Source organism: Roseibium sp. Sym1 (assembly GCF_027359675.1).
In the GTDB taxonomy this organism is placed as follows: Bacteria; Pseudomonadota; Alphaproteobacteria; order Rhizobiales; family Stappiaceae; genus Roseibium.
This window is the reverse complement of sequence record NZ_CP114786.1, coordinates 3,635,368-3,658,452: the sequence shown is the minus strand read 5'-3', so window position 1 is coordinate 3,658,452 and position 23,085 is coordinate 3,635,368. Positions and strand designations below refer to the sequence as shown.

Annotated in this window: 25 protein-coding genes and 1 pseudogene; 15 read left to right on the top strand and 11 right to left on the bottom strand. The window is 62.5% G+C overall.

What is annotated here, in order from left to right; all coding sequences use genetic code 11:
- Positions 1-26: 26 nt before the first annotated feature.
- Positions 27-1,250, top strand: a complete 1,224-nt coding sequence (locus O6760_RS16590) for a hypothetical protein (RefSeq protein ID WP_269580824.1) — start codon at positions 27-29, stop codon at positions 1,248-1,250.
- Positions 1,251-1,258: 8 nt separating this feature from the next.
- Entirely contained in the window at positions 1,259-1,783 is a 525-nt protein-coding gene (locus tag O6760_RS16585; RefSeq protein WP_269580823.1) for a GNAT family N-acetyltransferase, read from the top strand.
- A gap of 27 nt (positions 1,784-1,810) precedes the next feature.
- On the opposite strand, the gene O6760_RS16580 is transcribed toward O6760_RS16585, so the two are convergent.
- The 5 genes from O6760_RS16580 to O6760_RS16560 form a co-directional block, all read right to left on the bottom strand.
- Positions 1,811-2,104 (bottom strand): DUF6916 family protein, encoded by a 294-nt coding sequence (locus tag O6760_RS16580; RefSeq protein ID WP_269580822.1) that lies wholly within the window; start codon positions 2,102-2,104, stop codon positions 1,811-1,813.
- Positions 2,105-2,312: 208 nt separating this feature from the next.
- Positions 2,313-2,708 carry a DUF6362 family protein gene (locus tag O6760_RS16575; protein WP_269580821.1) on the bottom strand — a complete coding sequence of 132 codons (396 nt, stop codon included), beginning with the start codon at positions 2,706-2,708 and terminating at the stop codon, positions 2,313-2,315.
- Between the two features lie 97 nt (positions 2,709-2,805).
- Positions 2,806-2,970: a ribosome modulation factor gene (locus O6760_RS16570; RefSeq protein ID WP_269580820.1), complete on the bottom strand. Its 165-nt coding sequence runs from the start codon at positions 2,968-2,970 to the stop codon at positions 2,806-2,808.
- Positions 2,971-3,120: 150 nt separating this feature from the next.
- Positions 3,121-3,537, bottom strand: coding sequence for a hypothetical protein (locus O6760_RS16565; RefSeq protein ID WP_269580819.1), 417 nt, complete (start codon positions 3,535-3,537; stop codon positions 3,121-3,123).
- Positions 3,537-3,881 carry a hypothetical protein gene (locus O6760_RS16560; RefSeq protein ID WP_269580818.1) on the bottom strand — a complete coding sequence of 115 codons (345 nt, stop codon included), beginning with the start codon at positions 3,879-3,881 and terminating at the stop codon, positions 3,537-3,539. Before O6760_RS16560 ends, O6760_RS16565 begins: the two co-directional genes overlap by 1 nt.
- Before the next feature lie 215 nt (positions 3,882-4,096).
- Between O6760_RS16560 and O6760_RS16555 the strand changes: the two genes are divergently transcribed.
- Positions 4,097-4,831, top strand: coding sequence for a LexA family protein (locus tag O6760_RS16555; RefSeq protein ID WP_269580817.1), 735 nt, complete (start codon positions 4,097-4,099; stop codon positions 4,829-4,831).
- 216 nt (positions 4,832-5,047) lie between these two features.
- Complete coding sequence (locus O6760_RS16550; protein WP_269580816.1) at positions 5,048-5,362, top strand: hypothetical protein; 315 nt, start codon at positions 5,048-5,050, stop codon at positions 5,360-5,362.
- 44 nt (positions 5,363-5,406) lie between these two features.
- On the opposite strand, the gene O6760_RS16545 is transcribed toward O6760_RS16550, so the two are convergent.
- Positions 5,407-6,369: a GlxA family transcriptional regulator gene (locus O6760_RS16545; RefSeq protein WP_269580815.1), complete on the bottom strand. Its 963-nt coding sequence runs from the start codon at positions 6,367-6,369 to the stop codon at positions 5,407-5,409.
- 56 nt (positions 6,370-6,425) lie between these two features.
- On the opposite strand from O6760_RS16545, the gene O6760_RS16540 reads away from it, so the two are divergent.
- From O6760_RS16540 to O6760_RS16515, 6 genes are all read left to right on the top strand, one after another.
- Positions 6,426-7,586 carry an acyl-CoA dehydrogenase family protein gene (locus O6760_RS16540; protein WP_269580814.1) on the top strand — a complete coding sequence of 387 codons (1,161 nt, stop codon included), beginning with the start codon at positions 6,426-6,428 and terminating at the stop codon, positions 7,584-7,586.
- Between the two features lie 3 nt (positions 7,587-7,589).
- Positions 7,590-9,617 (top strand): acetate--CoA ligase family protein, encoded by a 2,028-nt coding sequence (locus O6760_RS16535; RefSeq protein WP_269580813.1) that lies wholly within the window; start codon positions 7,590-7,592, stop codon positions 9,615-9,617.
- Positions 9,617-10,399 carry a carnitinyl-CoA dehydratase gene (locus O6760_RS16530; RefSeq protein ID WP_269580812.1) on the top strand — a complete coding sequence of 261 codons (783 nt, stop codon included), beginning with the start codon at positions 9,617-9,619 and terminating at the stop codon, positions 10,397-10,399. The genes O6760_RS16535 and O6760_RS16530 overlap by 1 nt, the downstream gene beginning before the upstream one ends.
- Positions 10,400-10,512: 113 nt before the next feature.
- The gene (locus tag O6760_RS16525; RefSeq protein ID WP_269580811.1) at positions 10,513-11,430 is read left to right on the top strand and encodes a 3-keto-5-aminohexanoate cleavage protein; all 918 of its coding nucleotides are present in this window, start codon (positions 10,513-10,515) and stop codon (positions 11,428-11,430) included.
- A gap of 2 nt (positions 11,431-11,432) precedes the next feature.
- Positions 11,433-12,197 carry an SDR family oxidoreductase gene (locus O6760_RS16520; protein WP_269580810.1) on the top strand — a complete coding sequence of 255 codons (765 nt, stop codon included), beginning with the start codon at positions 11,433-11,435 and terminating at the stop codon, positions 12,195-12,197.
- Positions 12,194-13,618 carry a carnitine 3-dehydrogenase gene (locus O6760_RS16515; RefSeq protein WP_269580809.1) on the top strand — a complete coding sequence of 475 codons (1,425 nt, stop codon included), beginning with the start codon at positions 12,194-12,196 and terminating at the stop codon, positions 13,616-13,618. The genes O6760_RS16520 and O6760_RS16515 overlap by 4 nt, the downstream gene beginning before the upstream one ends.
- A gap of 92 nt (positions 13,619-13,710) precedes the next feature.
- Here the strand turns inward: O6760_RS16515 and O6760_RS33375 are convergent, their stop codons facing one another.
- The 3 genes and pseudogenes from O6760_RS33375 to O6760_RS16500 form a co-directional block, all read right to left on the bottom strand.
- The gene (locus O6760_RS33375; protein WP_332306196.1) at positions 13,711-14,442 is read right to left on the bottom strand and encodes a BA14K family protein; all 732 of its coding nucleotides are present in this window, start codon (positions 14,440-14,442) and stop codon (positions 13,711-13,713) included.
- A gap of 203 nt (positions 14,443-14,645) precedes the next feature.
- Positions 14,646-14,756: pseudogene (locus tag O6760_RS16505) on the bottom strand (BA14K family protein); the annotation flags it as partial.
- 512 nt (positions 14,757-15,268) lie between these two features.
- On the bottom strand, positions 15,269-15,970 hold the full coding sequence (locus tag O6760_RS16500) for a Crp/Fnr family transcriptional regulator (protein ID WP_269580808.1): 702 nt from the start codon (positions 15,968-15,970) through the stop codon (positions 15,269-15,271).
- 126 nt (positions 15,971-16,096) lie between these two features.
- Between O6760_RS16500 and O6760_RS16495 the strand changes: the two genes are divergently transcribed.
- The 3 genes from O6760_RS16495 to O6760_RS16485 are packed head-to-tail and all read left to right on the top strand — an operon-like array spanning position 16,097 to position 20,019.
- Positions 16,097-16,609: a FecR family protein gene (locus O6760_RS16495; protein WP_269580807.1), complete on the top strand. Its 513-nt coding sequence runs from the start codon at positions 16,097-16,099 to the stop codon at positions 16,607-16,609.
- The gene (locus O6760_RS16490) at positions 16,606-18,480 is read left to right on the top strand and encodes a CHASE2 domain-containing protein (protein WP_269580806.1); all 1,875 of its coding nucleotides are present in this window, start codon (positions 16,606-16,608) and stop codon (positions 18,478-18,480) included. Before O6760_RS16495 ends, O6760_RS16490 begins: the two co-directional genes overlap by 4 nt.
- Positions 18,481-18,504: 24 nt before the next feature.
- Positions 18,505-20,019, top strand: a complete 1,515-nt coding sequence (locus O6760_RS16485) for an esterase/lipase family protein (protein ID WP_269580805.1) — start codon at positions 18,505-18,507, stop codon at positions 20,017-20,019.
- 209 nt (positions 20,020-20,228) lie between these two features.
- Here the strand turns inward: O6760_RS16485 and O6760_RS16480 are convergent, their stop codons facing one another.
- Both O6760_RS16480 and O6760_RS16475 read right to left on the bottom strand, forming a co-directional pair.
- Positions 20,229-20,798: a cytochrome b gene (locus O6760_RS16480; protein ID WP_269580804.1), complete on the bottom strand. Its 570-nt coding sequence runs from the start codon at positions 20,796-20,798 to the stop codon at positions 20,229-20,231.
- Between the two features lie 59 nt (positions 20,799-20,857).
- Positions 20,858-21,142, bottom strand: coding sequence for a hypothetical protein (locus O6760_RS16475; protein ID WP_269580803.1), 285 nt, complete (start codon positions 21,140-21,142; stop codon positions 20,858-20,860).
- 221 nt (positions 21,143-21,363) lie between these two features.
- Here O6760_RS16475 and O6760_RS16470 point away from each other — a divergent pair, with 221 nt between their 5' ends.
- Together O6760_RS16470 and O6760_RS16465 are read left to right on the top strand one after the other, a co-directional pair.
- Positions 21,364-22,107 carry an SDR family NAD(P)-dependent oxidoreductase gene (locus O6760_RS16470; protein ID WP_269580802.1) on the top strand — a complete coding sequence of 248 codons (744 nt, stop codon included), beginning with the start codon at positions 21,364-21,366 and terminating at the stop codon, positions 22,105-22,107.
- Positions 22,108-22,401: 294 nt separating this feature from the next.
- On the top strand, positions 22,402-23,061 hold the full coding sequence (locus tag O6760_RS16465) for a hypothetical protein (RefSeq protein WP_269580801.1): 660 nt from the start codon (positions 22,402-22,404) through the stop codon (positions 23,059-23,061).
- Positions 23,062-23,085 lie beyond the last annotated feature (24 nt).

The window sequence follows — 23,085 nt, the reverse complement described above, 5'->3', positions numbered from 1 at the left end:
CACGTAGAGCTGAAGGACACAAGGCAATGTCAGCTGAAGACACCATTCCTGAGGAATTTGAAGGCGTCGTCACGACGGCACCAAGCTTTTTCCGGATCTTTTTCGCCGCCATCACGCCCGGCGGCGCCCTGGAATACAAGGAACAGACGCAGGAAAACGGAGGTTATGCCGCCGATTTCACGCAACTTACCCAGACGACTTTCAAGCCGGCGCCGCTCAACGCGTCCAGCACCCAGGAAGGCTATGTCGCGCTGCTCGCGGCCGACGGCACCACGGGCAACCTGACCTACATCCGGGAAAGCCGGAATGAGGACGCACCCGAGCGATTTGCCCCCCCTCAGGATCTCGGCAAGCCGGACGGCGTGCCGGATTTCCTCGACACGGTGTTGATCAACGGCGTCACCGGCCGGCAGAACGTGTTTGTTACAAGCTCCGCGGCAGGCAATGCCATCTGGTGGAAATTCCAGAACGTCAACACCGTCAAGAAGGAAACCGTCACTGTGGTTCCGCCGGGCACAGAAACCCCGGTCGAAATTACAGTGCCTGTGGAAGTCCCGCCAAGCCAGCCCTGGGCTGACTGGCAACAGCTTCCTGGCGGCCTGTGCAGCATCACGGCCTGCCAGAACGCCGATGGGCGGATCATCCTGGCGGGCATCAATGCCGACAGCGTGCCCTATATGAACATGCAGTCCAGCGACCGCCCGCTCCTGCCGGAAGGCTGGCTCGGCTGGAAGGATATCGCCGGTGGCCTGTCAGGGTTCGAACAGCTGGTCTGCGGCATTGACGGCAACGCGCTGGTACATGTCTTTGCCCGGATAGGCAGCAAGATTTACATTATGTCCCAAACCGAAGTGGGGGCATATGACTTCACCGGCTGGGCCTTGTTTGCGTCCTTCGACGCTCCTGTTCAGACCATGACCGTTTCCGTCTCTTCAAACGACGGCCTCTATCTGGCGGCCCAGGTCGGCTCGGGAGCAGACAGCCCGGTCTATGCCAAATACCAGACCGGAGGCGCGGACAACAATTGGTCTGCACCTCAGATCATTGCCCATGTGGCCAATGACAGCGCGCTCGTCCTTCAACCCAACGCTGACACAACTCTCAGCCTGTTCGCGCTCGAAACCGGCACCGGCGACGCTGCTGTTTTGAACCAGATTTCGCTCGCGCACTGGTCGGCCGCCTGGACGCCGCTCGGGGGGCCGCTCGCGGCAATCGCCCTCACCCAGGACGTCACGCCCAATCCGTCATGACGAGCCTCATGGCCAATGTCCGGACGGTCACAACAGACCTGCCGCCGCGCACCCGCGCGGCGGCGGTCGGCATTTCGTACCGGCCGATGACCGAAAATGACCTGCCATTCCTTGCGGCCCTCTACAGGTCGACGCGGGAAGCCGAGTTGGCGCGGGTCCCCTGGTCGGAAACCGAAAAGCATAATTTCATCGGCATGCAGTTCCAGGCACAGCACAGGCACTATCAGGAGCACTATCCGGACGCCCTCTGGCTGGTGGTCGAACGGAGCGACACGCCGATCGGACGCTTGTACCTGGAACGCTGGACCAGCGAACATCGCATTATCGACATCGCGCTGATGCCGGAGGCTCGGGGTCAGGGCACCGGCCGGGCCATCCTGGAAGACCTGATCGACGAGGCCGCCTCGGCCGGCAAGCCCCTCAGCATCCACGTCGAAAAGGAGAATCCGGCGATGCGGCTGTATCTCCGTCTTGGGTTCAGGAAGCTGGAGGACAAGGGGGTTTACGACCTGATGGCGCATCCCTGCACCTGACAGCCGCCCATGCAGGTGGCGCTTCGCTCAGGTAAACACCGCCTCATACTGAATGCCCGCATCCTTCTCCGCGACGGGTACGAGAAAGTAGTCCTGTTCGCCCAGGTCTGCCTGAAACAGCGTATAGATCGACTGCTCGAGCACGGGTTCGGACGGCCCCTGCCAGAGCAGTGAAAACGCGCCCCCCTCGCGTTCGCCCGACCCCATCGCCTTCACCTCGACCAGCGACAACTCCAATGCCGCCGCGGTTGTCCGGACCTCGAAAGCCGCGTCCACCAGTTTCTCGAAATCCTGGATGGTCAAGGTTTTGATGTCCGTCATGAGTGTCTCCAAAGATACGGTAGCGCCAGCCGGATCGGGCGATCCAAAAAAAAGTTGTAAAGCAGATAAGCTTCAACCGCAAAAGGCTTTTCTGTAAGACAGCCGGCTTCCCGCAGCGCCGTGCGGCCAGGGATCAGAGCGGAGCGCGCAGTCGCGTCAGGGAACCGCGCACGCCGTTTTCGAGGCCGACCCACACCCGCAGAAGGCGTCAGGGCGCCTGCGGGTCTACAAGGTCCGGAGAAGCCTGGACCCGTTCAGCCAGCGTCTTGAGAACGGCCCTGTTCCGGCTGGTCACCGTCGACCGTTTCCAGCCGTACTTGTCACAGATACGGCTGAATTTTCCGGCTCCCGCCTTGCACATGACCTCGAACTGGAGCGCGCGTCGCGCCTCCGGGTCCTCAACAAGAGAAAACCAGGTGATCGCCTCCTCTGCCCGGCTGATCTCCCGGGGCGAATACGTTCGCTGGCGTCTGGCGGTCTTGCGGCGATAATCGGGCCAGGCGGCTAGAACAGCTTTCGGGCCGTCCCGTTTGCCGGTCGCCGCAATCACATCGACGGCTTCAATGAGCCGGTCCATCACGATCTGAGGGGGATTTGCCGTCATGTGCACTCCTTGGACAACACGCTGCGGCGCCCGGCGGGAAACCGTGCTGCCGCATGGGGTGGATAGCTTTCGATGAAAAGAGAGGCAGTTCGCCGGCCTAATTGGACCGGCCGCCCTGCTGCTTGAGATACCCCTCTTCCCACAGGCCGTAATAGTCGGCCTGCGGAGGATAGGGATTGTCTTCCCGCGACTTGCCGGCCCTGCAGGCCTCTGCGCCGCGTTCCAGGGCGTGCAACTGTGCCTTGGTGAGATAACCGTTCATCCTGCCGAACCCCAATACCCTGAAATATTCGCCCCTTGCCAATCCACCGCACGGCACCCCGAAATAGCGGAGCGCCGATCGTCCGACACGCAATACAGCCGAAGATTGACAAGTGCAGTGTAATCAACCGGATTTGTCTGACAACCGGTTTCATGCCGCCTGCCCCTGAAAGCCACCACCCATTTGCCGATCGAGTTCATAAGACAGGAGCACCGACATGGTCACCGTCGGCGCGGCTGGATTGAGGCTCTTGGCGACCGTCAACAGGGCCTGGAGGTCAATCCTGTCGAAATGGTCCAGGAACCCCTGCCGGTCGACCCAATCCGGTTTGTTCAGCACCAGCCAGGAGACCGCGGTGAAACAGGGCGCCGACCAGTTGCCGCGATTTTCCGCCGTGTTGATCAGGCCGAACACCAGGCGCAGGTGATCCGGGCCATGCTTTTTCAGCAGAGTCTGGCAGGTGCGCCGCGCCTTGGACTGGTGACGCCCTTCGGTGCGCCGCGTGTGGGCGATGAAATGCACACCGTACTCCGCCGCGATCCGGTCGACCAATGCGCCTGACGCCATTACACCACCCCCTGTTTGCCGGCCTGCGGTTTGCGCAGCGTGGCGAAAGCCTCTTCGGCGCGCTCGCGGGCCGACCTGGGTTTATGTTCACTTTTTGTTCCAATTTTTTCATATCCGGTACTCCGTCCGGGCCTGCCCCGCGGAGAAACGGATAATCCGCTGCGCGGCGACGGTCTCTGGTCCTGTCCCTGCTTCAGCTGCCGCAGTTCCAGGGTGAGCAACCGGTTGCGGGCCTTTTCAAGCGCGAAGTCGTCCTCCAACCGGGAGCCGGGCCGTTCCGCACGAATCCGGCACTGGGCAACCTTCGCACGGGCCGCATCGATTTCGTCCTTGTAGTCTCTCACCAAAAACCCTCCTGCACCTTGCACTGCTGCAGCACAGCCCTGTCGGTCTTTGTCCGCACCCTGTTTGCGGGGATCCGTTCGGTTTCCATTGTCGCTCCCACACTGTTACTTTCGACAGACTCATTCGTACGCTTTTTGCGTACATCAGTCAACGTGGACTCCATATAAAATTGATGCTAATACGTACGAGAATGTCTCACTGGATCAATCGCGCCATGGATACGAATGCACAACCCGTCGTATCGGGTCAGCTGGTGGAGCTGAAGGACCGCAGTGGCCTGTCGATCCGTGCGATCGCCCGGGCAATGGGTTATCAGAACGCGTCCTCGATTCAGAGATATTTCAGCTCCGACTACGTCAAACCGGCTCTGCCGTCGGACTTCGTGGCCAAGCTGCTGCCCGTTCTGGTCGGCAGGGGTGACCGGCCGATCACCCGTGAGGAGGTTCTTGCCCTTGCCCCCACGGCCCTGACCGATCTGGAAGCCGCAAGCGCGCCGATCCGGGCGGCCACCGCACTCGATCTCAAGGGCCAGGTGGCGGCAGGCCTATGGATGGAAGCAGGCCTGTTCGAAACAGACGCTATCAGCAGCACCACAATCGCGGGTGATCTGCGTTTTCCGAGCAGAAGCCAATACCTGTTGGAAATCAATGGGGAAAGCCTCAACCGCATCGCTCGCGACGGCGATTTCATCCTGTGTCTCGACTACCTTGAGGCCGGAATAGAAATCAAGTCCGGCGACCTCGCCGTGGTGGAACGCTCGCGCGACGGCGGTCACACGATCGAGCGCACCGCCAAGCGCATCGTCCGCCGGAACGGCATGATCGAGCTGCAGCCTGAATCCGACGACCCGCGGTTTCAGGAACCCGTCATCTTCAACGAACATGACGAGGAAGCCACCGAAGTCCGCATCATTGCCAAGATCCTGAGCGTCATCCGCCAGATTGACTAGAACCATCCCGGTCGGCGCGCCTGCAACGGCCTCCCTTCCGCAGGTCGATCATCCCCCGCCGATAGCCCGGGCTGGCTTTCAATAGTATTTTTTGCCTTTTGCCGAACGTTCCGGCGCTTGGTTTTCCGGATACGCATTCAGGATCCAGACCATACGCAAAACTTGCATCATACGTATTTTGCGTATATATTCTTCCGGCTATTTGGGAGACTGTTTATGAGTTTGAACCTCGACAGGACATTCTATTCCGTCATTTGCGATCTTGGAAAATGCCTTTACACGCCAGAAACGGATCTTGCGGACATGAACCTCGGCCGGATCATCAGGGATGTTCAGGCCGGCCAGCTGGAAGACGTGCGCGCCGTGCTGGAATTCAATCCCGCGGAAGGTTGGTGCAACGACGTTACCGACGATGTCCTCTCGGCCGCGTTCCCGGAAGAGGACGACGCGCAGGAAACCGGCTGGTCGGACTACGGGGGCGAACGGCTGGATGGTCGTCTCACCGGCGTTTCCGTCCGGGTTGCCGCCTGAGTGTCGGCCCGGCGGGCTGAAACAGGCCGGGCCGGCATCCGGGATCACGTCCTGTGGGCGCGCGGCGGCTGGCCGAATTCCTGGCGGTAGGCCCGCGTCATGGCGCTGGCATTGTGATAGCCGCAGCGTTCGGCGATTTCCGCGATGCCGAGCGTGGTCAGCTCGACCAGACGCCGCGCCTCGCGCAGGCGGATCGCCTTGTAGACGGCAAGTGGCGTCATGTTCATCTCACTGCGAAACTTCTCTTCAAGCGAACGCTGATCCACTTTCAGCTGACGGGCAAGCGCCCGGATCGGCATGGGGTCCTCGATCGTGCGCCGCATCAGCGCCGTGGCGCTGCGCACCAGCGCATCCGCCGACAGCCGCTGGTAGGGATCATGCAGGTCGAGCTTGTCGCCATGCATGAACAGCGCGGCGACCTCAAGCGCGAACATCGGGCTGTGATGCCGCTTGATCAGGTCGAGCGCCAGCTCGAACGTGGTCGAGGCCCCTCCGCAAGTGCAGATGTCGCCGTCCAGAACGAAGCGGGCTTCAACCGCGTCGACGTCCGGAAAGCGTTCGGCAAACCCGCTGAACTCGTCCCAGTGCAGCGTCGCCTTGCGCCCGTCCAGCAAACCGGCGGCGGCCAGCAGCCAGGCCCCCATGTCCATGCCGACCAGGGTTTTGAACCGCTGCCGCGCGGCCCTCAACAACCGGACCATTCGCGGACCGGCATGGTCCCGGAACCCGTAGCTCGGCATGACGAACAGGAAATCCCCCCGAGGGTCCGCTTCGTCCCAGGAGGATGTTGCCACGGGAAGGCCGCTGGAGGAGGTCACCGTGCCGCCGTCCAGGCTGATATGTTGCCAGGAATAGAGCGGCCTGCGCGCGATAGAATTGGCCGCGCGGAAAGGTTCGATCGCATTGGCCAGGCAATGGTTCGAGAAGCTCTCGAACAGGAGCACACTGATCGTCCTGTTACCTGTAGATTTTTGCGAAAGCTGCATGAATTCTGACCAAAACAGCATGGTGGCACCCCGCAACTTGTCTCACTCTCCAAGCAAAGAGGCAAGAGGAGGTCCCGATGCAGTTTGGTCTGACCGAGGAGCAGGAGATGATCGTCTCCACGGTCCGCTCCTTCGTGGAAAACGAGATCTATCCGCACGAGGACATGGTCGAAAAAAACGGCCAGGTGCCGGCGGAACTCGGCGAGGAGATCAAGCGGAAATGCATCGATCTCGGGTTCTATGCCTGCAATTTCCCCGAAGAGGTGGGCGGCGCAGGTCTGAGCCATCTCGACTTCACGCTGGTTGAACGCGAGCTCGGCCGCGGTTCAATGGCCCTCAACCACTTTTTCGGGCGGCCGCAAAACATCCTGATGGCCTGTGAAGGCGACCAGCGTGACCGGTACCTGCTGCCGGCCGTGCGCGGCGAGAAGATGGATGCGCTTGCCATGACCGAGCCCGATGCCGGCTCCGACGTGCGCGGCATGAAATGCCAGGCCGTCCGCGAGGGCGGCGATTGGGTCCTCAACGGGTCCAAGCACTTCATTTCCGGCGCGGAACACGCGGATTTTTTCATCGTCTTTGTCGCAACCGGAGTGGATGACACACCCAAGGGACCGAAGAAGCGTATCACCTGTTTCCTGGTCGACCGCGGTACACCGGGCTTCGAGGTCCGGGACGGCTACAAGTCCGTCAGCCATCGCGGCTACAAGAACTGCATTCTTTATTTCGACAATTGCCGGCTGCCGGACGCCCAGGTTCTGGGAGAGGTCGATGGCGGCTTTGAGGTCATGAACGAATGGCTCTATGCCACGCGGATCACGATTGCCGCCATGAGTGTCGGCCGTGCCCGCCGCTGCTTCGACTACGCGGTGAACTACGCGGCGGAACGCAAGCAGTTCGGCCAGGCGATTGCAAGGTTTCAGGGTGTCAGCTTCCAGGTCGCCGACATGATCACCGAGATTGATGCCGCAGACTGGCTGACGCTTGCCAGTGCCTGGCGGCTCGACCAGGGCCTGCCCGCCAACCGGGAGATCGCCAGTGCCAAGGTCTACGCCTCGGAAATGCTGGCCAGGGTCACGGACACGACCCTGCAGATCTTCGGCGGCATGGGCCTGATGGACGACTTCCCGATCGAACGATTCTGGCGCGACGCCCGCGTGGAACGCATCTGGGACGGCACCAGCGAAATCCAGCGCCACATCATCAGCCGCGACATCTTCCGCCCGCTCGGGGCCTGATCCATGCGCTCCCTGGAACGATTGCTGCGGCCGAAATCCATCGCCGTCATCGGTGGCGGCACCTGGTGCCGGAACGTCATCGGTGAATGCCGCAAGGCGGGCTTTGACGGTGCGCTCTGGCCGGTCCACCCGAGCCGGGACGAGATCGGCGGGGTCAAGGCTTTGCGCTCCGTGGAAGACCTGCCGTCCGCCCCTGACGCGGTTTTCGTCGGCGTCAACCGCAACGCCACCATCGACGTCGTTGGCATCCTTGCCCGCCTTGGTGCGGGCGGGGCGATCTGCTTCGCCTCGGGCTTCAGCGAAGCCACCCGTGAACTTTCCGACGGCGCGGATCTGCAGGCGGCCCTGGTCGACGCTGCCGGGGACATGCCCATCCTTGGCCCCAACTGCTACGGCTTTCTCAATGCCCTGGACGGCGCGGCCCTCTGGCCGGACCAGCATGGTCTGACCCCGGTTTCGCGCGGCGTCGCGATCATCGCCCAGTCCTCGAACATCGCCCTCAATCTGACCATGCAGACCCGTGGTCTGCCGATCGCCTATCTGATGACCGCAGGCAACCAGGCGCAGACGGGCCTGTCGGTCATCGGCAACGCGCTTCTCGACGACGACCGGGTAACCGCCATCGGCCTCTACATCGAGGGCCTTGATGACCTTGCGGCGTTCCAGGCCTTTGCCCGCCGGGCGCACGCACTCGGCAAGCCGGTCGTTGCCCTGAAGATCGGTCGCTCGGAAGCCTCGCAGGCTGCAACCGTATCGCACACCGCCTCGCTGGCCGGCAGCACGGCCGGCTCCGACGCCCTGTTCAGACGCCTCGGCATTGCCCGGGTCGGCAGCCTGCCGGCGCTCCTTGAAACCTTGAAGCTGATGCATGTCGCCGGGCCGCTCGCCAGCGCCAACATCGCGTCGATGTCCTGTTCGGGCGGCGAAGCCAGCCTGATCGCCGACACCGCCGTTGGCCGCGATGTGACCTTTCCGCCGCTGACGGCACCCCAGCGGACGGCTCTGGCCGAGGCGCTTGGCCCCAGGGTCGCCCTCGCCAATCCGCTCGACTACCATACCTACATATGGGGCGACGAAGCCGCCATGAGCCGGTGCTACACGGCCATGATGCAAGGCGACATTTCCCTCGGCCTCGTGATCCTGGACATCCCCCGCCAGGACCGCTGTGCCGCGGATGCCTGGCTGATGGTGTTCGATGCGGTCGAGGCCGCCCAGAAGGCCACCGGCAAGCAGATGGCCATCCTGAGCTCCCTGCCCGAATTGATGCCCGAGGCGATCGCCACCGACCTCATGAGCCGGGGCATCGTCCCGCTCTGCGGTTTTGACGAGGCCCTCACATCCATCGAAGCCGCCGCCCTTCTTGGAAAGCCGTTGTCGCCGGCCCCGGTTCACTTGCCCGGTACGGTCAGCAATCCACGCCGGCTTGAAGAGATGGAGGCGAAGGCCCTGCTGCAACGCTACGGTTTGCGGATCCCGGCAAGCCGGTCCGCAGGCACTCCCGAAGCCGCCGCCCGTGCCGCAGAGAAGATCGGCTTCCCGGTGGTTCTCAAGGGCATGGGCATTGCACACAAGACCGAAGCCGGCGCCGTCGTGCTCAACCTCGCGTCCGCCTGCGAGGTTCATCGGGCCGCCGACACCATGCCGGCAAACGGTTTCCTCATCGAGCAGATGATCTCCGGAACGCTTGTCGAACTGCTGGTTGGCATCGTCCGCGACCCCGCCCACGGCTATGTGCTGACGCTCGCGGCCGGCGGCACGTTGACCGAGCTTCTGGAGGACAGCGCCTCGCTGATCGTTCCCGTCGACGAGCCTGACATCCTGCGGGCGCTCGAAAGCCTGAGGATCGGCCGTGTGCTCAAGGGCTATCGCGGACAGCCGGCTTGCGACGAGAGTGCGATCGTCGCTGCCGTGCTGGCGGTCCAGGACCTTGCTCTCGGCGCGCCGGTCGAGGAAGTTGAAATCAATCCCCTGCTCTGCGGCAGGGACTTTGCAATCGCCGCCGACGCGCTGGTGAGACTGGGAGGAAACTGATGGAAAATCCCATCAAGACCGAAAGACGCGGTCACATTCTGGCCGTTACGCTGGACAGGCCCAAGGCCAATGCCATTGACCTCGCCACCAGCCGGATCATGGGCGACGTCTTCACCGGCTTCCGCGATGACCCGGAGCTTCGGGTCGCCATCATCACGGGCGCGGGCGAGAAATTCTTCTGCCCCGGCTGGGATCTGAAGGCGGCCGCGGATGGCGACGCCGTCGACGGCGATTACGGCAAGGGCGGTTTCGGCGGCCTGCAGGAGCTGCGCGGTCTCAACAAGCCGGTCATCGCTGCCGTCAACGGCATCTGCTGCGGTGGCGGGCTGGAACTGGCGCTCTCCGCGGACATCATCCTGGCAGCAGACCATGCCACGTTCGCCTTGCCGGAAATCCGCTCAGGCACCGTTGCGGACGCCGCCACGCTCAAGCTGCCGAAACGCATCCCCTATCACATCGCCCTGGAAATGCTGTTCACCGGACGCTGGCTCGAGGTGGAGGAAGCCGCCCGCTGGGGCTTCGTCAATCATGTCTATCCGGTCGCAGACCTGATGACGGAGGCCTGGAAACTGGCAGAACTACTCGCCTCCGGCCCACCGCTTGTCTATGCGGCGATCAAGGAAATCGTGCGCGAGGCCGAGGACATGAAATTCCAGGACGCTCTCAACCGCATCACCGGGAGCCAGTTTCAGACGGTGGAAACGCTCTACCGCTCGGAGGACCAGAAGGAAGGCGCGCGCGCCTTCGCCGAAAAACGCGATCCGGTCTGGAAAGGCCGCTAGATCATCCTGCGTGCGCTTGAACGCAGACAAGATGATCTGCCACTTAAAACACAATCAGCTTTTGGCAGTTCAATCGCTTTCGAGTGAATTGCCGCTGATTTAGGAGTTTAAAAATGCCCCTTCAAATGAACCGCGACGTCTTCATCACCTGTGCCGTCACCGGCTCCGGCGGCACCCAGGCCAAGTCCCCCCACGTGCCGCGCAGCCCGAAGGAAATCGCCGACAGCGCCATCGACGCCGCAAAGGCGGGCGCCGCCATCGTCCACTGCCATGTGCGCGACCCGGAAACCGGCGCTCCGTCCCGCCGCCTGGACTATTACCGCGAAGTCACCGACCGCATCCGCGATGCGGATGTCGACGTGGTTCTGAACCTCACCGCAGGCATGGGCGGCGACATCACCTTCGGGTCCACCGAAGCCCCGCTCCCGGTCAATCAAGGCGGCACCGACATGGTCGGCGCCACCGAGCGCATGGCCCATGTGCGCGAATGCCTGCCGGAAATCTGCACGCTCGACTGCGGCACCATGAATTTCGCCGAGGCCGACTATGTCATGACCAACACCCCCGGGATGCTGCGTGCCATGGGCTCCATGATGACGGAACTCGGCGTCAAGCCGGAAATCGAGGCCTTCGACACCGGGCATCTCTGGTTCGCCAAGCAGCTGGTCAAGGAAGGCACCCTCGCCTCTCCGGCACTGGTGCAGCTGTGCATGGGCGTGCCCTGGGGCGCCCCGAACGACCTCAACACCTTCATGGCCATGGTCAACAACATTCCGGATGACTGGGCCTGGTCGGCCTTCAGCCTCGGCCGCGACCAGATGCCCTATGCGGCGGCAGCCATCCTGGCAGGCGGCAACGTCCGTGTCGGGCTGGAAGACAACATCTTCCTCGAAAAGGGCGTTCTCGCCACCAACGCCCAGCTGGTCGAAAAGGCGGTCGGCGTGATCGAGGGCATGGGGGCGAAGATCGCCGGGCCGGAAGCCGTGCGCGAGCGGCTTGGCCTGACCAAGCGCGCTCCGGGAACGGCCTGATCATGAGCCGGAAGGTCCTCGTCACGGCAGGTGCCTCGGGCATCGGCCGCGCCATTGCCGAGCGGTTTCTCGGCGAGGGCGACGAAGTCGCCATCTGCGATGCCGACCCTGCTGCCGTGACTGCATTTTCCGATGCCCACCCGCAGGCCGTCTCGGCCGTGGCCGATGTCACCTCCGATGCGGACATGTCTGCCTTTCTGGATGATCTTGAGCGGCGCTGGGCCGGCGTGGACGTGGTCTGCGCCAACGCCGGCACCGGCGGGCCCGCCGGGGCGATCGAGACGCTGGATTATGGCGAATGGCAGCGGTGCCTGGCGACCAATGTCCACGGTGCCTTCCTCACCTGCCGCTGGGCCGCAGGCGTGATGAAGGCCCAGGGCCACGGCCTGATCGTGCTGACCTCCTCGACCGCGGGCCTTCACGGCTATCCGTTCCGCTCCCCCTACGCCTCTGCCAAATGGGCCATTATCGGCCTGACCAAGACCCTCGCCATGGAACTTGGTCCCCACGGCATCCGTGTCAACGCGGTCTGTCCCGGCGCGGTTGAAGGCGAGCGCATGGACCGTGTCGTTGCCATGGAAGCCAGGGCGCGCGGCCAGACCGAAGAGGCCATTCGCGAGAGCTACGTCAAGGGCGTCTCGCTCAGGACCTGGGTCACCGCCCGGGATGTCGCAAACAGCATCCACTTCCTGGCGTCCGAAGCCGGCGCCCGGATTTCTGGACAGATACTGGCCATAGACGGCCACACGGAGACACTCGCACCATGACCCAAAAGGCATGTATCGTCGGCGGCGGCGTGATCGGCGGCGGCTGGGCCGCGCGCTTTCTTCTGAACGGCTGGGACGTTGCCGTCTTCGATCCGGACCCTGAAGCGGAGCGCAAGATCGGCGAGGTCATCGCCAATGCCCGCCGCAGCCTGCCATCCCTTTATGACAAGTGTCTGCCCGTCGAAGGCACGCTGACATTCCACGCCGACCTGGCCGAGGCGGCAAATGGCGCTGACTGGATCCAGGAAAGCGTTCCGGAACGGCTGGAGCTGAAACACAAGGTGCTCGGCAGCCTGACCGGGCTCGCCTCCGAGACCACCGTCATAGGCTCCTCGACCTCCGGCTTCAAGCCGTCGGAACTGAATGCCGACGGCGCGCGCGCCCTCGTCGCCCACCCGTTCAACCCGGTCTACCTGCTGCCGTTGGTCGAGCTGGTCGGCGATGCCGGTGAAACGGCGCGCGCCGCGGACATCCTGCGGTCAATCGGCATGTTCCCGCTGACAGTGCGCAAGGAAATCGACGCCCATATCGCCGACCGGTTCCTGGAAGCGGTCTGGCGCGAGGCCCTCTGGCTGGTCAAGGACGGCATCGCCACGACAGAAGAAATCGACGAGGCCATCCGCATGGGCTTCGGCCTCCGCTGGGCGCAGATGGGCCTCTTCGAGACCTACCGGATTGCCGGCGGCGAAGCCGGCATGAAGCATTTCATGGCCCAGTTCGGCCCCTGCCTCTCCTGGCCCTGGACCAAGCTGATGGACGTGCCGGAATTCACCGAGGAGCTGGTCGACCTGATCGCGGGCCAGTCGGACGCCCAGTCCGGACATCTTTCGATCCGCGACCTGGAGCGGCTGCGTGACGACAACCTGGTCGGCATGATGCGCGCCCTTAAGAAAAGCGGTAGCGGTGCCGGCGGTGTTCTCGTTCGCCACGAAAAGGCCTTGCCGAACCCGGAACCGGCGGAGCTGCCGGTCACGATGGACCGCCAGATCCCGCAAAGCTGGACGGACTACAACAACCACATGAACGAGGCCCATTACCTGGAAGCCGGCGCCGCCGCCACCGACCGCTTCATGGAACTGATCGGCGCGGATGCCGATTACATCGCCTCAGGCAAGAGCTACTTCACCGTGGAGAACCACCTGCGCTACCTGGACGAGCTGAAGGCCGGCGAGCGCCTGACCATCTCCACCCAGGTGCTCCAGGGCGAAGGCAAGAAGATGAAGCTGTTCCACTTCCTGAAGAAAGGTGACGGCGCCGTCGCTGCCACCATGGAGACCATGCTGCTTCATGTCGACCTGACCACCCGCGCCAGCTGCCCGCCGGAAGCTGAAGTCGAGGCAAGGCTCACCGCGTTTGCCCAAGCCCACGCCGATCTGCCGCCACCTGACGGCGCGGGCCGGGCCGTCGGTCAACGGGGTTAGGCTCACGGTTCTCGTGGACACGGCAAGCCCCGCCTCCTGAAGAAGGAGCGGGGCATCGGCAACCGGTCCTGGAACGGATCGGCTGGATTGGCTTATTCCGTCTCTGTCTGGCCGTCCTCCGGCCCAATGCCTTCGGCGGCAGGCGCAACGGTCTCCAAAATCGGGGCTTCGACAGCCTGTACCGCGACTGGAGCTGTTTCAGGCTCTGCAGGCGGAGCTTCGACCGCCGCGGCGACGGGGGCCTCGAGTTCGGCGGGGGCCTGCGCGGCTGCGGGAGCCTGCTGAACGATCGCCGGCTGGTCCGGTTGGGTCGATGCATCTGTTCCGGCTGCGGCCGCAGCCTGTTCCGGAAGATTGCCGAAACCATCGGCCTGCCCGTCCGTTCCGCCCTCCGGGCTCGCGCTGTTGCGGACACTCTCCCGCAGATTGCCGAACCGGTCGCGTTCGGATTGACCGCGGCCATCGAGCTGTTCCTGGAACAGCTGCTCCGGTGCGTCCTGCCGGTAGTCTGCGAAAAGCTCCAGCCGTTCTGCCACATAGGGCGACAGGCAATCCTTGCGTGGCCCGTGATAGGGCTGGAAGGTGTTGTCGCTTCGGCGATAGGACCTGTAGCGGTCGTAACACCAGGCAAGGTGCGGGTTGTTGCCGTTATAGGCCCGCCGGTACACTTTCTGGCGCACCGGTCTGTGGCTCTGGTAACCACCCCACGAATTCCCGCTGCCATAGCCGTATCCGCCGGCCAGCGACGGAGCGGAAGATGCGAGGCCTGCCGTCGCTGCGACCATGACCAGGGCCAGCGTCGTTGCCATCTTTTTGGCGATCATCTTGATAGTCCTTTCAATCCGGTCCGGATCGGGGCACACGCCCGCATGGCCCGGCAGGGCACACGGTTGCTCCCGTCCGGGTGAGCTTGCGGAATGGCAATGCCGGAAACCGGGTGGTGGAGGCGTGTTGCGCCTGTATCCGAGAGGAAGGAGAGACGCGGGCCTTTAAAACAGACCCGCGCTGTCGAAGGAGATCGGCCGGCTTAGCGGGCGATATAGGGGGACCAGCACTGGGCGCGCGGACCGCTATAGGGCTGGTAGGTATTGTCGTAGGTGTTGTAGGTCCGGAAGCGGCCCTGGCACCAATCGACATGCTGATGCCAGATGCGGTCCTGGATGTGGGCGAACGGGCGGTTGACGATGACCTTCTTGACAACATGGCCTTTGTTGTAGGAGCCGTGGCCGTAGCCGTAACCGCCTGCGGAAGCGGTGCTCACACCGGTTGCGGCAACGGTCGCGGTAATGACGGCCAGGGCGGCAGTTTTCAAAATGGTCTTGCGAAACATGAGTTGAATTCCTTCTTGGGTTTTCGGTATCGGCGGTAATTTCGTCCGCCGATGACCTATACCTAGGAAGGAACGCGGCCCTGCACCTGTGACGCGCGGCACGCGGCAAACAAGGTGTCACAATGTCTGGCTCTCCACCCCGGCCAACACAAGAACGCTTGAAGCCTTCGGGCGGTGACCTGTCCACGCATATTGCCCTCCCCGGAGGAGGCTCCTCTGCGCATCTTGGGAGAGTGTCGGCACGGTATTCAGTCTGCTGGATCCAAAAGCCCGGCTTCCGGTGAATTGCTCACCCCCGCCGGCAGCCCTCCACGACGATTTCACTCACCATAGGCGAGCGCTTCCAGACGATCCCGGTCCTTTATGATCAGCCAGCCGCTCTGGAGATTGATCAGCTCCGCCTTTTGCCATTTGCGCAGGCACCGGTTCACGTTTTCCCGGGAATTGCCGATCATGTCGGCAAGTTCGGACTGGGACTGGGACAATTTCGATGCCGGCCTCTCCTCGGAGGCGGGCGCCGCCACCGTCAGCCGGAGCAACAGCTTGGCGAGCCGCACCGGCAGATCCAGGAAGGCAATATCGATCATGCGCTCATCGGAACGGCGCACCCTTTGGCACAGCAATTCGATCAGCTTGATCGACAGGCCCGGATTGCGCTGCAGGACATCGAGCAGGGCGCGCCGTTCGAGCACGACAAGCGTGCAGTTGGTCAGGGCCTTGACGCTCGCCGACCGCTCCTTGCCGTCAAGCATGGCGATTTCACCGAAGACATCGCCGGCCTGGAGGTCGTTCAAGGTGACTTCCCGGTCGCTGGGTGTGAACATGGTCACGCGCACAGTGCCCTCTGCAATCGCCATCATGCTTTGCCCGGGCTCTCCCATCGTGAAGATGGTGTCGCCCGCGGTAAACCGCTTGATATAGGAGAAATTCGCCAGGTCCTGACGGGTCTGGTCGTCGAGCGCGTCGAAAATGAAGCTTTTGCTGAGCAGCTTTTCTTTTTTAAGGTCTCCGTCAGCGTTCATTTTCTTTTCGCTCCGCAACATTTTGACAATACAACGCTAGTGACAACGGTCACACTCATTAAGCTGGAATTTCTGATGTATCAGGAATCCGGGGGCGATTGAAAAGCCTAATTTGGGAAATTGACGATGAAAAAACTTGAAATTTTCACGATCCTCTCCCTGCTCACGGCCCTGGCGACACAACCGCTGGCGGCACAGACGTTGAGCGGATGCAGTAAAACGGATCTGCAGGACCCGCCTCGCAGTGTCTATCAATGCGCCGGCGGCATAACGCTGGAAGCGGAGGCCGCGACGGCGCTGGGCATTGTCGAACGCGAGCCCGACGACCGGCCGACGGATGTCGAGGTTTCCACCGACGGCCTCTATATCGAAGTCACACCCGGAAGCGGTCCCTTCCAGGTCCGGACGCCGCATGCCATCGCCGCCGTGCGGGGAACCGTCTATGTCGTGGACGTGACCGACACCATGACCGCGGTTTTCGTGCGCGAGGGTGAAGTCAGCGTCTCGCACACAGACGGGTCCGATGCCGTGCTTCTGACACCCGGTCTCGGGGTCGAGGTCTCACCCGGCGAACCGCTCGAAACCAGGCGCTGGCCGGCGCAACGGGTCAACAACCTCTTGAACCGCTTTGGACGATGAAACTCAATTTGCCTGCCGCAATTGTCGCGCTGGCGCTGGGAGTTGGCATTCTCTGGACGGGATCGCTCGTGCGCACCCACCTGGCCGGCAGCGCCAGCGTGGTCGACCGGTTCGAGACCGTTCTGCTGGATCTCCGGATTGCACTGGTGGGGGAAAGGCCCGCGCCGGAAGACCTTGTCATCGTGGCCATCGATGACAGGACCATCGATGCCATCGGTCCCTATCCCCTGCCCAGGGACAGGCTGGCGGAGCTGATCACCCGGATCGGCGCTGCCGGCGCGAGGGCCCTCGCAGTCGATATTCTGCTGTTCGGCTCGTCCGACCCCGCGGCGGATGGATCGTTGGCTGAAGCGCTGGGTGCCTTGCCCACGGTGATCGCCGGCGCCGGGCAGATCAACGAGGAAACCGCTTCGCAAAACGCTGTCCCGCTTGTACGCACGCAGCTTTCGCCCACACCGCAAATCGCGAAGGTCACTTCGGTCGGCTTGGCGAACATCGCCGCGGATATCGGCGGGACACCGCGTCATGTACCAATGCTGTTTCTGACGGAAACAGGTCTTCAACCTTCGTTTGCCCTTCAGGCCGCCGGTCTGTTTGAAGGCGGCGCGGCGCATGTGACCGAAGGGGGGCTTCGCTTCGGAAGCCGGACCTTGCCCACGGACCTGGGTTGGCATCTTGCGCTCAACTATTATGGCCCGGCCGGCACCATTCCGACCGTCAGCGCCGGAGACCTCCTGCAGGCGGTGCCTGGACACACCGGCGATCCGGAGAACCTTCTGAGCGGCCGCATGGTGGTGCTCGGCGTGACCGCCACCGCTGTCGGCGACCGGTTCTCCACACCCTTCGACCCGGTCATGCCCGGCGCGGAAGTCCAGGCAACCGGTATTGCCAATCTCCTGGACGGTGCACCGCTGGTTCGCGACGCCTGGACCAGGCGGTTCGACGCTGCCGCCGCCGTCTTCATCACCCTTTGCGCCATGCTCGCGGTCATCCTGCTGCCCCTGGCACCAGCCTCGGTGTTCTATCTGCTCCTTCTCACCACATGGCTCGGCGTCTGCATCTTCTTCTTTTCAGGCGGCACCTGGCTGAACGCCGCCCTTCCCTTCGCCGCCAGCCTGCCTCCCGTCGTCGGGCTCATCATCACCCGGCAGGTCGCCGACCGGATCCAGTCGCGCCGACATTTGCAGGCACAGGAGGCCTTGAGCCGGTTCCAGTCCCCAAGGCTGGCCCGCCGGATCGCCGAGAACCCGTCCTTTCTGGCAACGCCCAGGGAACAGACCGCAGCCATCCTGTTTGTCGACCTCTCAGGATACACCAGCCTCAGCGAACGCCTCGGCGCCGCGAAGACGCGGGACTTCCTGAAGGAATTCCACACCATCGTGGTTGACGTGGTCAGCGGCAGGGACGGTGTCGTGCTCGATTTCATGGGCGATGGCGCCATGCTCGGTTTTGGCATTCCTGAAGAAGACGGCACGGACCCGGTCCAGGCGATCCACTGTGCTTTCGAACTGGAAAAGGAAATCACCGCCTGGCTGGAATCCACCGGCCGCAAGGCCGACATAACCACAGTCCGGGTCGGCGCGCATATCGGCAAGGTCGTGCTGTCGCGCCTCGGCCATGACAGCCAACAGCAGATCGCCGCGACGGGTGACTGTGTCAATGTCGCCAGCCGGTTGCTGGAGGTCGCCAAGGACCATGCGGCCTCCATCGTCGTGTCGTCGGACCTGCTTCAGGCGGCAGACCCAGTCGGCGGATTGGGCTGCGACGTGCCGCGAATGGCAACGGTTGTCATCAGGGGCCGCCGGCAGGACATGCAGGTCGGTCTCTGGAAATCCGGCGAAGCCGCCACTGAGGCGAAGAAGAACACCTGACCGACTCAAACAAGGAATTCGAACATGAAGAGACAGGCACTCCTGGGAGCCTTATCCGTCGTTGCGGTCTCGCTTCTGTTTGCCCGCCCACCTGTCGCCGATGCCACTTTACCGCCACCGCCGGAACGACCGGTCGTTGTGATCCCCGGCATCATGGGTTCGAAACTGTGCCGGATCGAAGAGGATGGCAACCGGACTGTGATCTGGGGAACGCTCGACTCGATTCTGCGGTTTTCGGACCTCAGGCTGGATGACCGGGCAGAGCCGACAGGGTCCTGCGGCCTTATCCGGGAAATGTCCTATCTCGGCCTCTATACCCAGGAGATCTATCGCCCGATTTTGGAACGGCTCAAGGCGGCGGGATACCGGGAAGGAAGCACGCTGCTGACCTTCGATTACGACTGGCGTCAAAGCGTCTTTGACAATGCGGCCCGGTTCAAGATGTTTCTCGAGCGCTCCGTACCGAAGGATGCCAAGGTCGATATTGTCGCCCACAGCATGGGCGGTCTTGTCGCCAGGGCATTCATCCTTCAAGAAGACGGTGCCCGCAGGGTCAACAGCCTGATCACAGCCGGCTCGCCGCTCCGCGGGTCCGTGCGCATCTTTGAGATGCTGGAACGAGGCTGGGGTGATGCAAGTGTCGTCGTCGGCGGTGTGGAGGACTTCCGCCGGATCATGCTCAGCTTCCCCTCCATCTTCGACCTCATGCCTTCCTATGAAGGCTGTTGCGAGGGCGATTTCCTGGCGACACAGGCTTTCGACGTCGCCCGGGAAGACGCCTGGACCAAGCTGAACTGGGACGGCGTCGACCCCGCCAGCCTGCCCGATCTGGTGGAAGTGAAGCGCCGCCGCACGGCCCTTGTCGACCTTGCGGAAACACCTTTGCCGGCCGGCATCGGTGAAGCCCTGGTTGTCGGCGTAGACCAGCACACTACCAGCAGCTACCGGTTGACCTCCGGCGAGGGCCCGGCTCGGCTGGACTATGAAACAAGTTGGAATGGCGACGGGACGGTCATGACAGACAGCGCCCTGCTGCCGGACCGGATCACTTTCCGCACAAGCTTCGCCTCGCACGGCACAATCCTCAACGAGGCCTCTGTCCAGGACTTCATTCTGACAGCCTTGAAGAAGGGCGCAGAACAGGCCGTCATGGAAGTGCCGGAGCGAGAGCGCTCCGGCATTCTGACAGCGCTGGGCCACGCCGTCGAACTGGTCGGTGTTGATCTGGTGACGGATCAGCCGCTTTACCGGGCCGGCACCCGGGCCCGCGCGATCGTTCACATCCGGCTTGGCGATGTCGTCCCGCTCGATCCGGCCCGTTTCGACCTGCGTCTCATCCGGCCGGACGGCACGGTCGTCCCCCTGCCCCTGTCACCAGACCCTGCTCAGGCCGCGCCAAACCGGCCCGAGGAACAGGCGTTTTCGACCGGTTTTGAAACCGGAGACCAGACCGGCGAACTCAAGCTCACCCTGTCGCTCGAAGACACCAACGGCACCCCGCGGGTAGTCACCCAATCGGTTCCCGTTGTCGCGCGGTGATCGCCTGTCGTGGTGAAAGCAACGCGGCCTGGTCAAAATGGCAAGGTGGCATCACCGTGATAACGGGGCCAGGAGACCTCTCTCCGTTTCGCAGTTCCGGCATGACATCAACAGGGCATGGGCTTGCTTCGGCGGCACGCCGGCAAAGAAAAACGGCCGGCATCCGAAGATGCCGGCCGCGCGATGTTCCGGAGCCTGGCAGGACAGGCTTACAGCATCCGGAACAGCGTCTTGTCCCTGCGGATGACATGGTGAAACAGCACCGCGCCGAGATGGAGACCCAGAAGGCCGAGCAGGATCCAGGCGCTCCACGCGTGAATTGACGACAACGTCCAGGCAATGTCGGGGCTCTTGCCGAGTGGACTCCAGATCTCGACGAGACCGAACCACTTCAGCGGAAAGCCATGCGCGTTGGTCGCCAGGAACCCGGAGACCGGCATCAGGATCAGGAAGGCATAGAGCAGTCCGTGAACGCCTGTTGCGGCCAGCCGTTCATGCAACGGCCCTTCCGCTTCGGGTGACCGCGCCAGGAGCTTGTTGCCCACCCGGATCAGCATCAGCCACAGCACCAGGAACCCGAACCCCTCGTGCAGCAGATAGAAATCCATGACCACGTCTTTTTTTGCAAAGCCGATCATCAGCCCGAGCGGCCAGGTTACAAGAACGAGCGCAGCCACCGCCCAGTGAAGCAGGCGCGCCGGGCCGCCGTGACGGGCAACTGGTTGCGCGGGATCCGCATAGAAACTTTCCTGGGTGTCGGTCATCGAGGTTTCGGACATGGGAAGCCCCCTTCGGTCGGTCCGTTGAAGTGAAGTCGTCAAAGCGCGAACACCAGCCGTTAGCCCGGCCTGTTGTCCTTGCCCTTTTTGGAGGTCCGGCAAATCCAGTCATTGAGCTCCTGCCGCGACATCGGACCGTCTTCGCCCGGCGGAACGACCACGTCCAGCAGGCTGAACTCGTCGCGGGAGACACGCAGCTGCTCGCGGGCCTTGCGGATCATGCAGCCGAGACTGCCCAGCCCGGACCGGACTTTCGAAGCGGCACGTTTACCGGTCTTGGGAACGGGAGCGGCGGTCTCGTGTCCGCGCGAAGTGAAATCTGGTTCGGTCAGTCTGGCAATCATGGCGCTTCCGCTCCGGCATCTGTGTTTCTGCTGGGATCTGTGCGTCCCCGATGAGAGACAGATAGATCGGGGCCGCGTTGCCTGCCTGTGACGCCCGGCACTGCCAAAACGGAGAGCAATGCTGTTTAAGGCTGTGTCAGCCGGTTGATGCGATCTGCGTACCGTTGTTTTCGGGACCGTTGCAAGACTAAATGGACCGGCACGGTACAGGGAGGCAGTCAGTGACATCGGAGTTTTCCGGAAAAACCATTCTCGTTACGGGGGCTGCCAGCGGCTTTGGCAGGCTGCTGTCCGAACGGCTGGCGGCTTTCGGAGCCAACCTCGTTCTCGGCGACATCGACACGGCAGGGCTCAATGCGCTGGCCGCAAACCTGCGCGGCTCCACCGAGCTTCTGCGCTGCGATGTCTCCCAGGAAGAGGAAGTTCAAACCCTCTGCCAACGGGCAGGAGATGCGTTTGGCGGTCTCGACATCGCCGTCAACAATGCCGGCTTCGCACCACCCATGACGAGTCTTCTGGAAACCACCGAAGACGATCTGGACCGGTGTTTCGCCGTCAATACGAAAGGTGTCTTCTTCGGCATGAAACACCAGATTCCGCTGATGCTGGAGCATGGTGGCGCCATCTTGAACGTCGCCTCGGTCGCCGGCCTCAACGCCGCTCCGAAACTCGCCGCCTACGCGGCCTCGAAACACGCCGTTGTCGGCCTGACCAAAACCGCGGCCGCCGAATTCGCCCGGCGGGACATCCGCGTCAACGCAATTTGTCCGTTCTTCAGTCCGACGCCGCTCATGACAGATAGCGGCTTCGCGGACCGTGAGGCGTTTCTGGCGTCCGGCGTCCCCATGAAACGCCTCGGCAACCCCGAGGAAATCGTCGAGACCATGCTGTCGATCCTGCGCCCGGCCAACACCTATCTGACCGGCCAGGCGATTGCCGTCGATGGAGGGGTCCTGGCGCTCTGAACACTGTTACGGCCGTCGGACCGCCTGTGTGAGACATCCCGGTTCTGACAATCCCTTGATTACGAACTGCAACCAGTATGAACATAAAACCAAGTACTCAACCAACAAATCTCGCAAACTACCAATAACAAAGCTACCTACGGATTGACTGGTTCAATAGAGAAACTCACTATTCAATATTTATCGAAACAACACTCAGAAAAATTAAAAAAATTTGGACAATGCCGACCATCGGGAGGAACGATTTATTTCCATCTGGCCTCCCGGAAATGCCGATTTAAAAGGTAGGACGACATGGCAATTGTAATTCGAAGTGGCGGATCGAAGTCCGCCCAGCAACGCTACAAATCAAGTATCGAGGCAGTGCTGATGGAGGTCCGGCAAACGCGGACCGGAAGGATCGTTCTTGACCGGCTTGCCCGCGCTCCGTTCGATGTGATCGTGGAACCGAACCTGGCAGCAGATGGTTTCGACAATGCTATGGAAAATGCGGCGAGCCACGTTCATTCCGGCAACAACGACCTTGGGAAATCCGCAAGAGGATCACGGTCGATGGTGGAATTTTCCCCGGGCCGGGTCGGCAAGAAACAGCTGTTCGGCGCCCCCCACGAATTCCTTATCCATGAATTGAGCCACAGCTTGCGCACCGTCTACGGGGCCAGCCGGTTGACCAAGTCCGGAGACCTTCTGCCGATGAGCGGGGACTTCGGCAATGTCGAGGAATTCTTCGCCACGATGGTCACGTCCGTGCACTCGTCCGAACTGGGCAGAGCGATTTTCGGAAATCATGGCAACTGGAAGCTCCCTTCCGTGGACCACCTGCGCAAGCCGCCCTTCGACCGGCGCCTGCGGGAGTTCAATGTCAGCATGCCCGACTTCTGCAAGGAAATGAGCACGATTTCTCCCAAGACGGCGCCGTTCAACCCGTTTCGGGATATCTCGATCCTGCCCTGATGGTCTCCCGTACAGGAGACCGGG

Bases quoted from the DNA above. Each gene is read 5' to 3' on its own strand.
- O6760_RS16485 (WP_269580805.1), top strand. From the start codon at position 18,505: ATGAAGAGACAGGCACTCCTGGGAGCCTTATCCGTCGTTGCGGTCTCG.
- O6760_RS16585 (WP_269580823.1), top strand. From the start codon at position 1,259: ATGGCCAATGTCCGGACGGTCACAACAGACCTGCCGCCGCGCACCCGC.
- O6760_RS16545 (WP_269580815.1), bottom strand. From the start codon at position 6,369: ATGCTGTTTTGGTCAGAATTCATGCAGCTTTCGCAAAAATCTACAGGT.
- O6760_RS33375 (WP_332306196.1), bottom strand. From the start codon at position 14,442: ATGATCGCCAAAAAGATGGCAACGACGCTGGCCCTGGTCATGGTCGCA.
- O6760_RS16550 (WP_269580816.1), top strand. From the start codon at position 5,048: ATGAGTTTGAACCTCGACAGGACATTCTATTCCGTCATTTGCGATCTT.
- O6760_RS16490 (WP_269580806.1), top strand. From the start codon at position 16,606: ATGAAACTCAATTTGCCTGCCGCAATTGTCGCGCTGGCGCTGGGAGTT.
- O6760_RS16530 (WP_269580812.1), top strand. From the start codon at position 9,617: ATGGAAAATCCCATCAAGACCGAAAGACGCGGTCACATTCTGGCCGTT.
- O6760_RS16475 (WP_269580803.1), bottom strand. From the start codon at position 21,142: ATGATTGCCAGACTGACCGAACCAGATTTCACTTCGCGCGGACACGAG.
- O6760_RS16525 (WP_269580811.1), top strand. From the start codon at position 10,513: ATGCCCCTTCAAATGAACCGCGACGTCTTCATCACCTGTGCCGTCACC.
- O6760_RS16555 (WP_269580817.1), top strand. From the start codon at position 4,097: ATGGATACGAATGCACAACCCGTCGTATCGGGTCAGCTGGTGGAGCTG.
- O6760_RS16515 (WP_269580809.1), top strand. From the start codon at position 12,194: ATGACCCAAAAGGCATGTATCGTCGGCGGCGGCGTGATCGGCGGCGGC.
- O6760_RS16480 (WP_269580804.1), bottom strand. From the start codon at position 20,798: ATGTCCGAAACCTCGATGACCGACACCCAGGAAAGTTTCTATGCGGAT.
- O6760_RS16465 (WP_269580801.1), top strand. From the start codon at position 22,402: ATGGCAATTGTAATTCGAAGTGGCGGATCGAAGTCCGCCCAGCAACGC.
- O6760_RS16495 (WP_269580807.1), top strand. From the start codon at position 16,097: ATGAAAAAACTTGAAATTTTCACGATCCTCTCCCTGCTCACGGCCCTG.
- O6760_RS16580 (WP_269580822.1), bottom strand. From the start codon at position 2,104: ATGACGGACATCAAAACCTTGACCATCCAGGATTTCGAGAAACTGGTG.
- O6760_RS16500 (WP_269580808.1), bottom strand. From the start codon at position 15,970: ATGAACGCTGACGGAGACCTTAAAAAAGAAAAGCTGCTCAGCAAAAGC.
- O6760_RS16535 (WP_269580813.1), top strand. From the start codon at position 7,590: ATGCGCTCCCTGGAACGATTGCTGCGGCCGAAATCCATCGCCGTCATC.
- O6760_RS16570 (WP_269580820.1), bottom strand. From the start codon at position 2,970: ATGAACGGTTATCTCACCAAGGCACAGTTGCACGCCCTGGAACGCGGC.
- O6760_RS16540 (WP_269580814.1), top strand. From the start codon at position 6,426: ATGCAGTTTGGTCTGACCGAGGAGCAGGAGATGATCGTCTCCACGGTC.
- O6760_RS16520 (WP_269580810.1), top strand. From the start codon at position 11,433: ATGAGCCGGAAGGTCCTCGTCACGGCAGGTGCCTCGGGCATCGGCCGC.
- O6760_RS16565 (WP_269580819.1), bottom strand. From the start codon at position 3,537: ATGGCGTCAGGCGCATTGGTCGACCGGATCGCGGCGGAGTACGGTGTG.
- O6760_RS16575 (WP_269580821.1), bottom strand. From the start codon at position 2,708: ATGACGGCAAATCCCCCTCAGATCGTGATGGACCGGCTCATTGAAGCC.
- O6760_RS16590 (WP_269580824.1), top strand. From the start codon at position 27: ATGTCAGCTGAAGACACCATTCCTGAGGAATTTGAAGGCGTCGTCACG.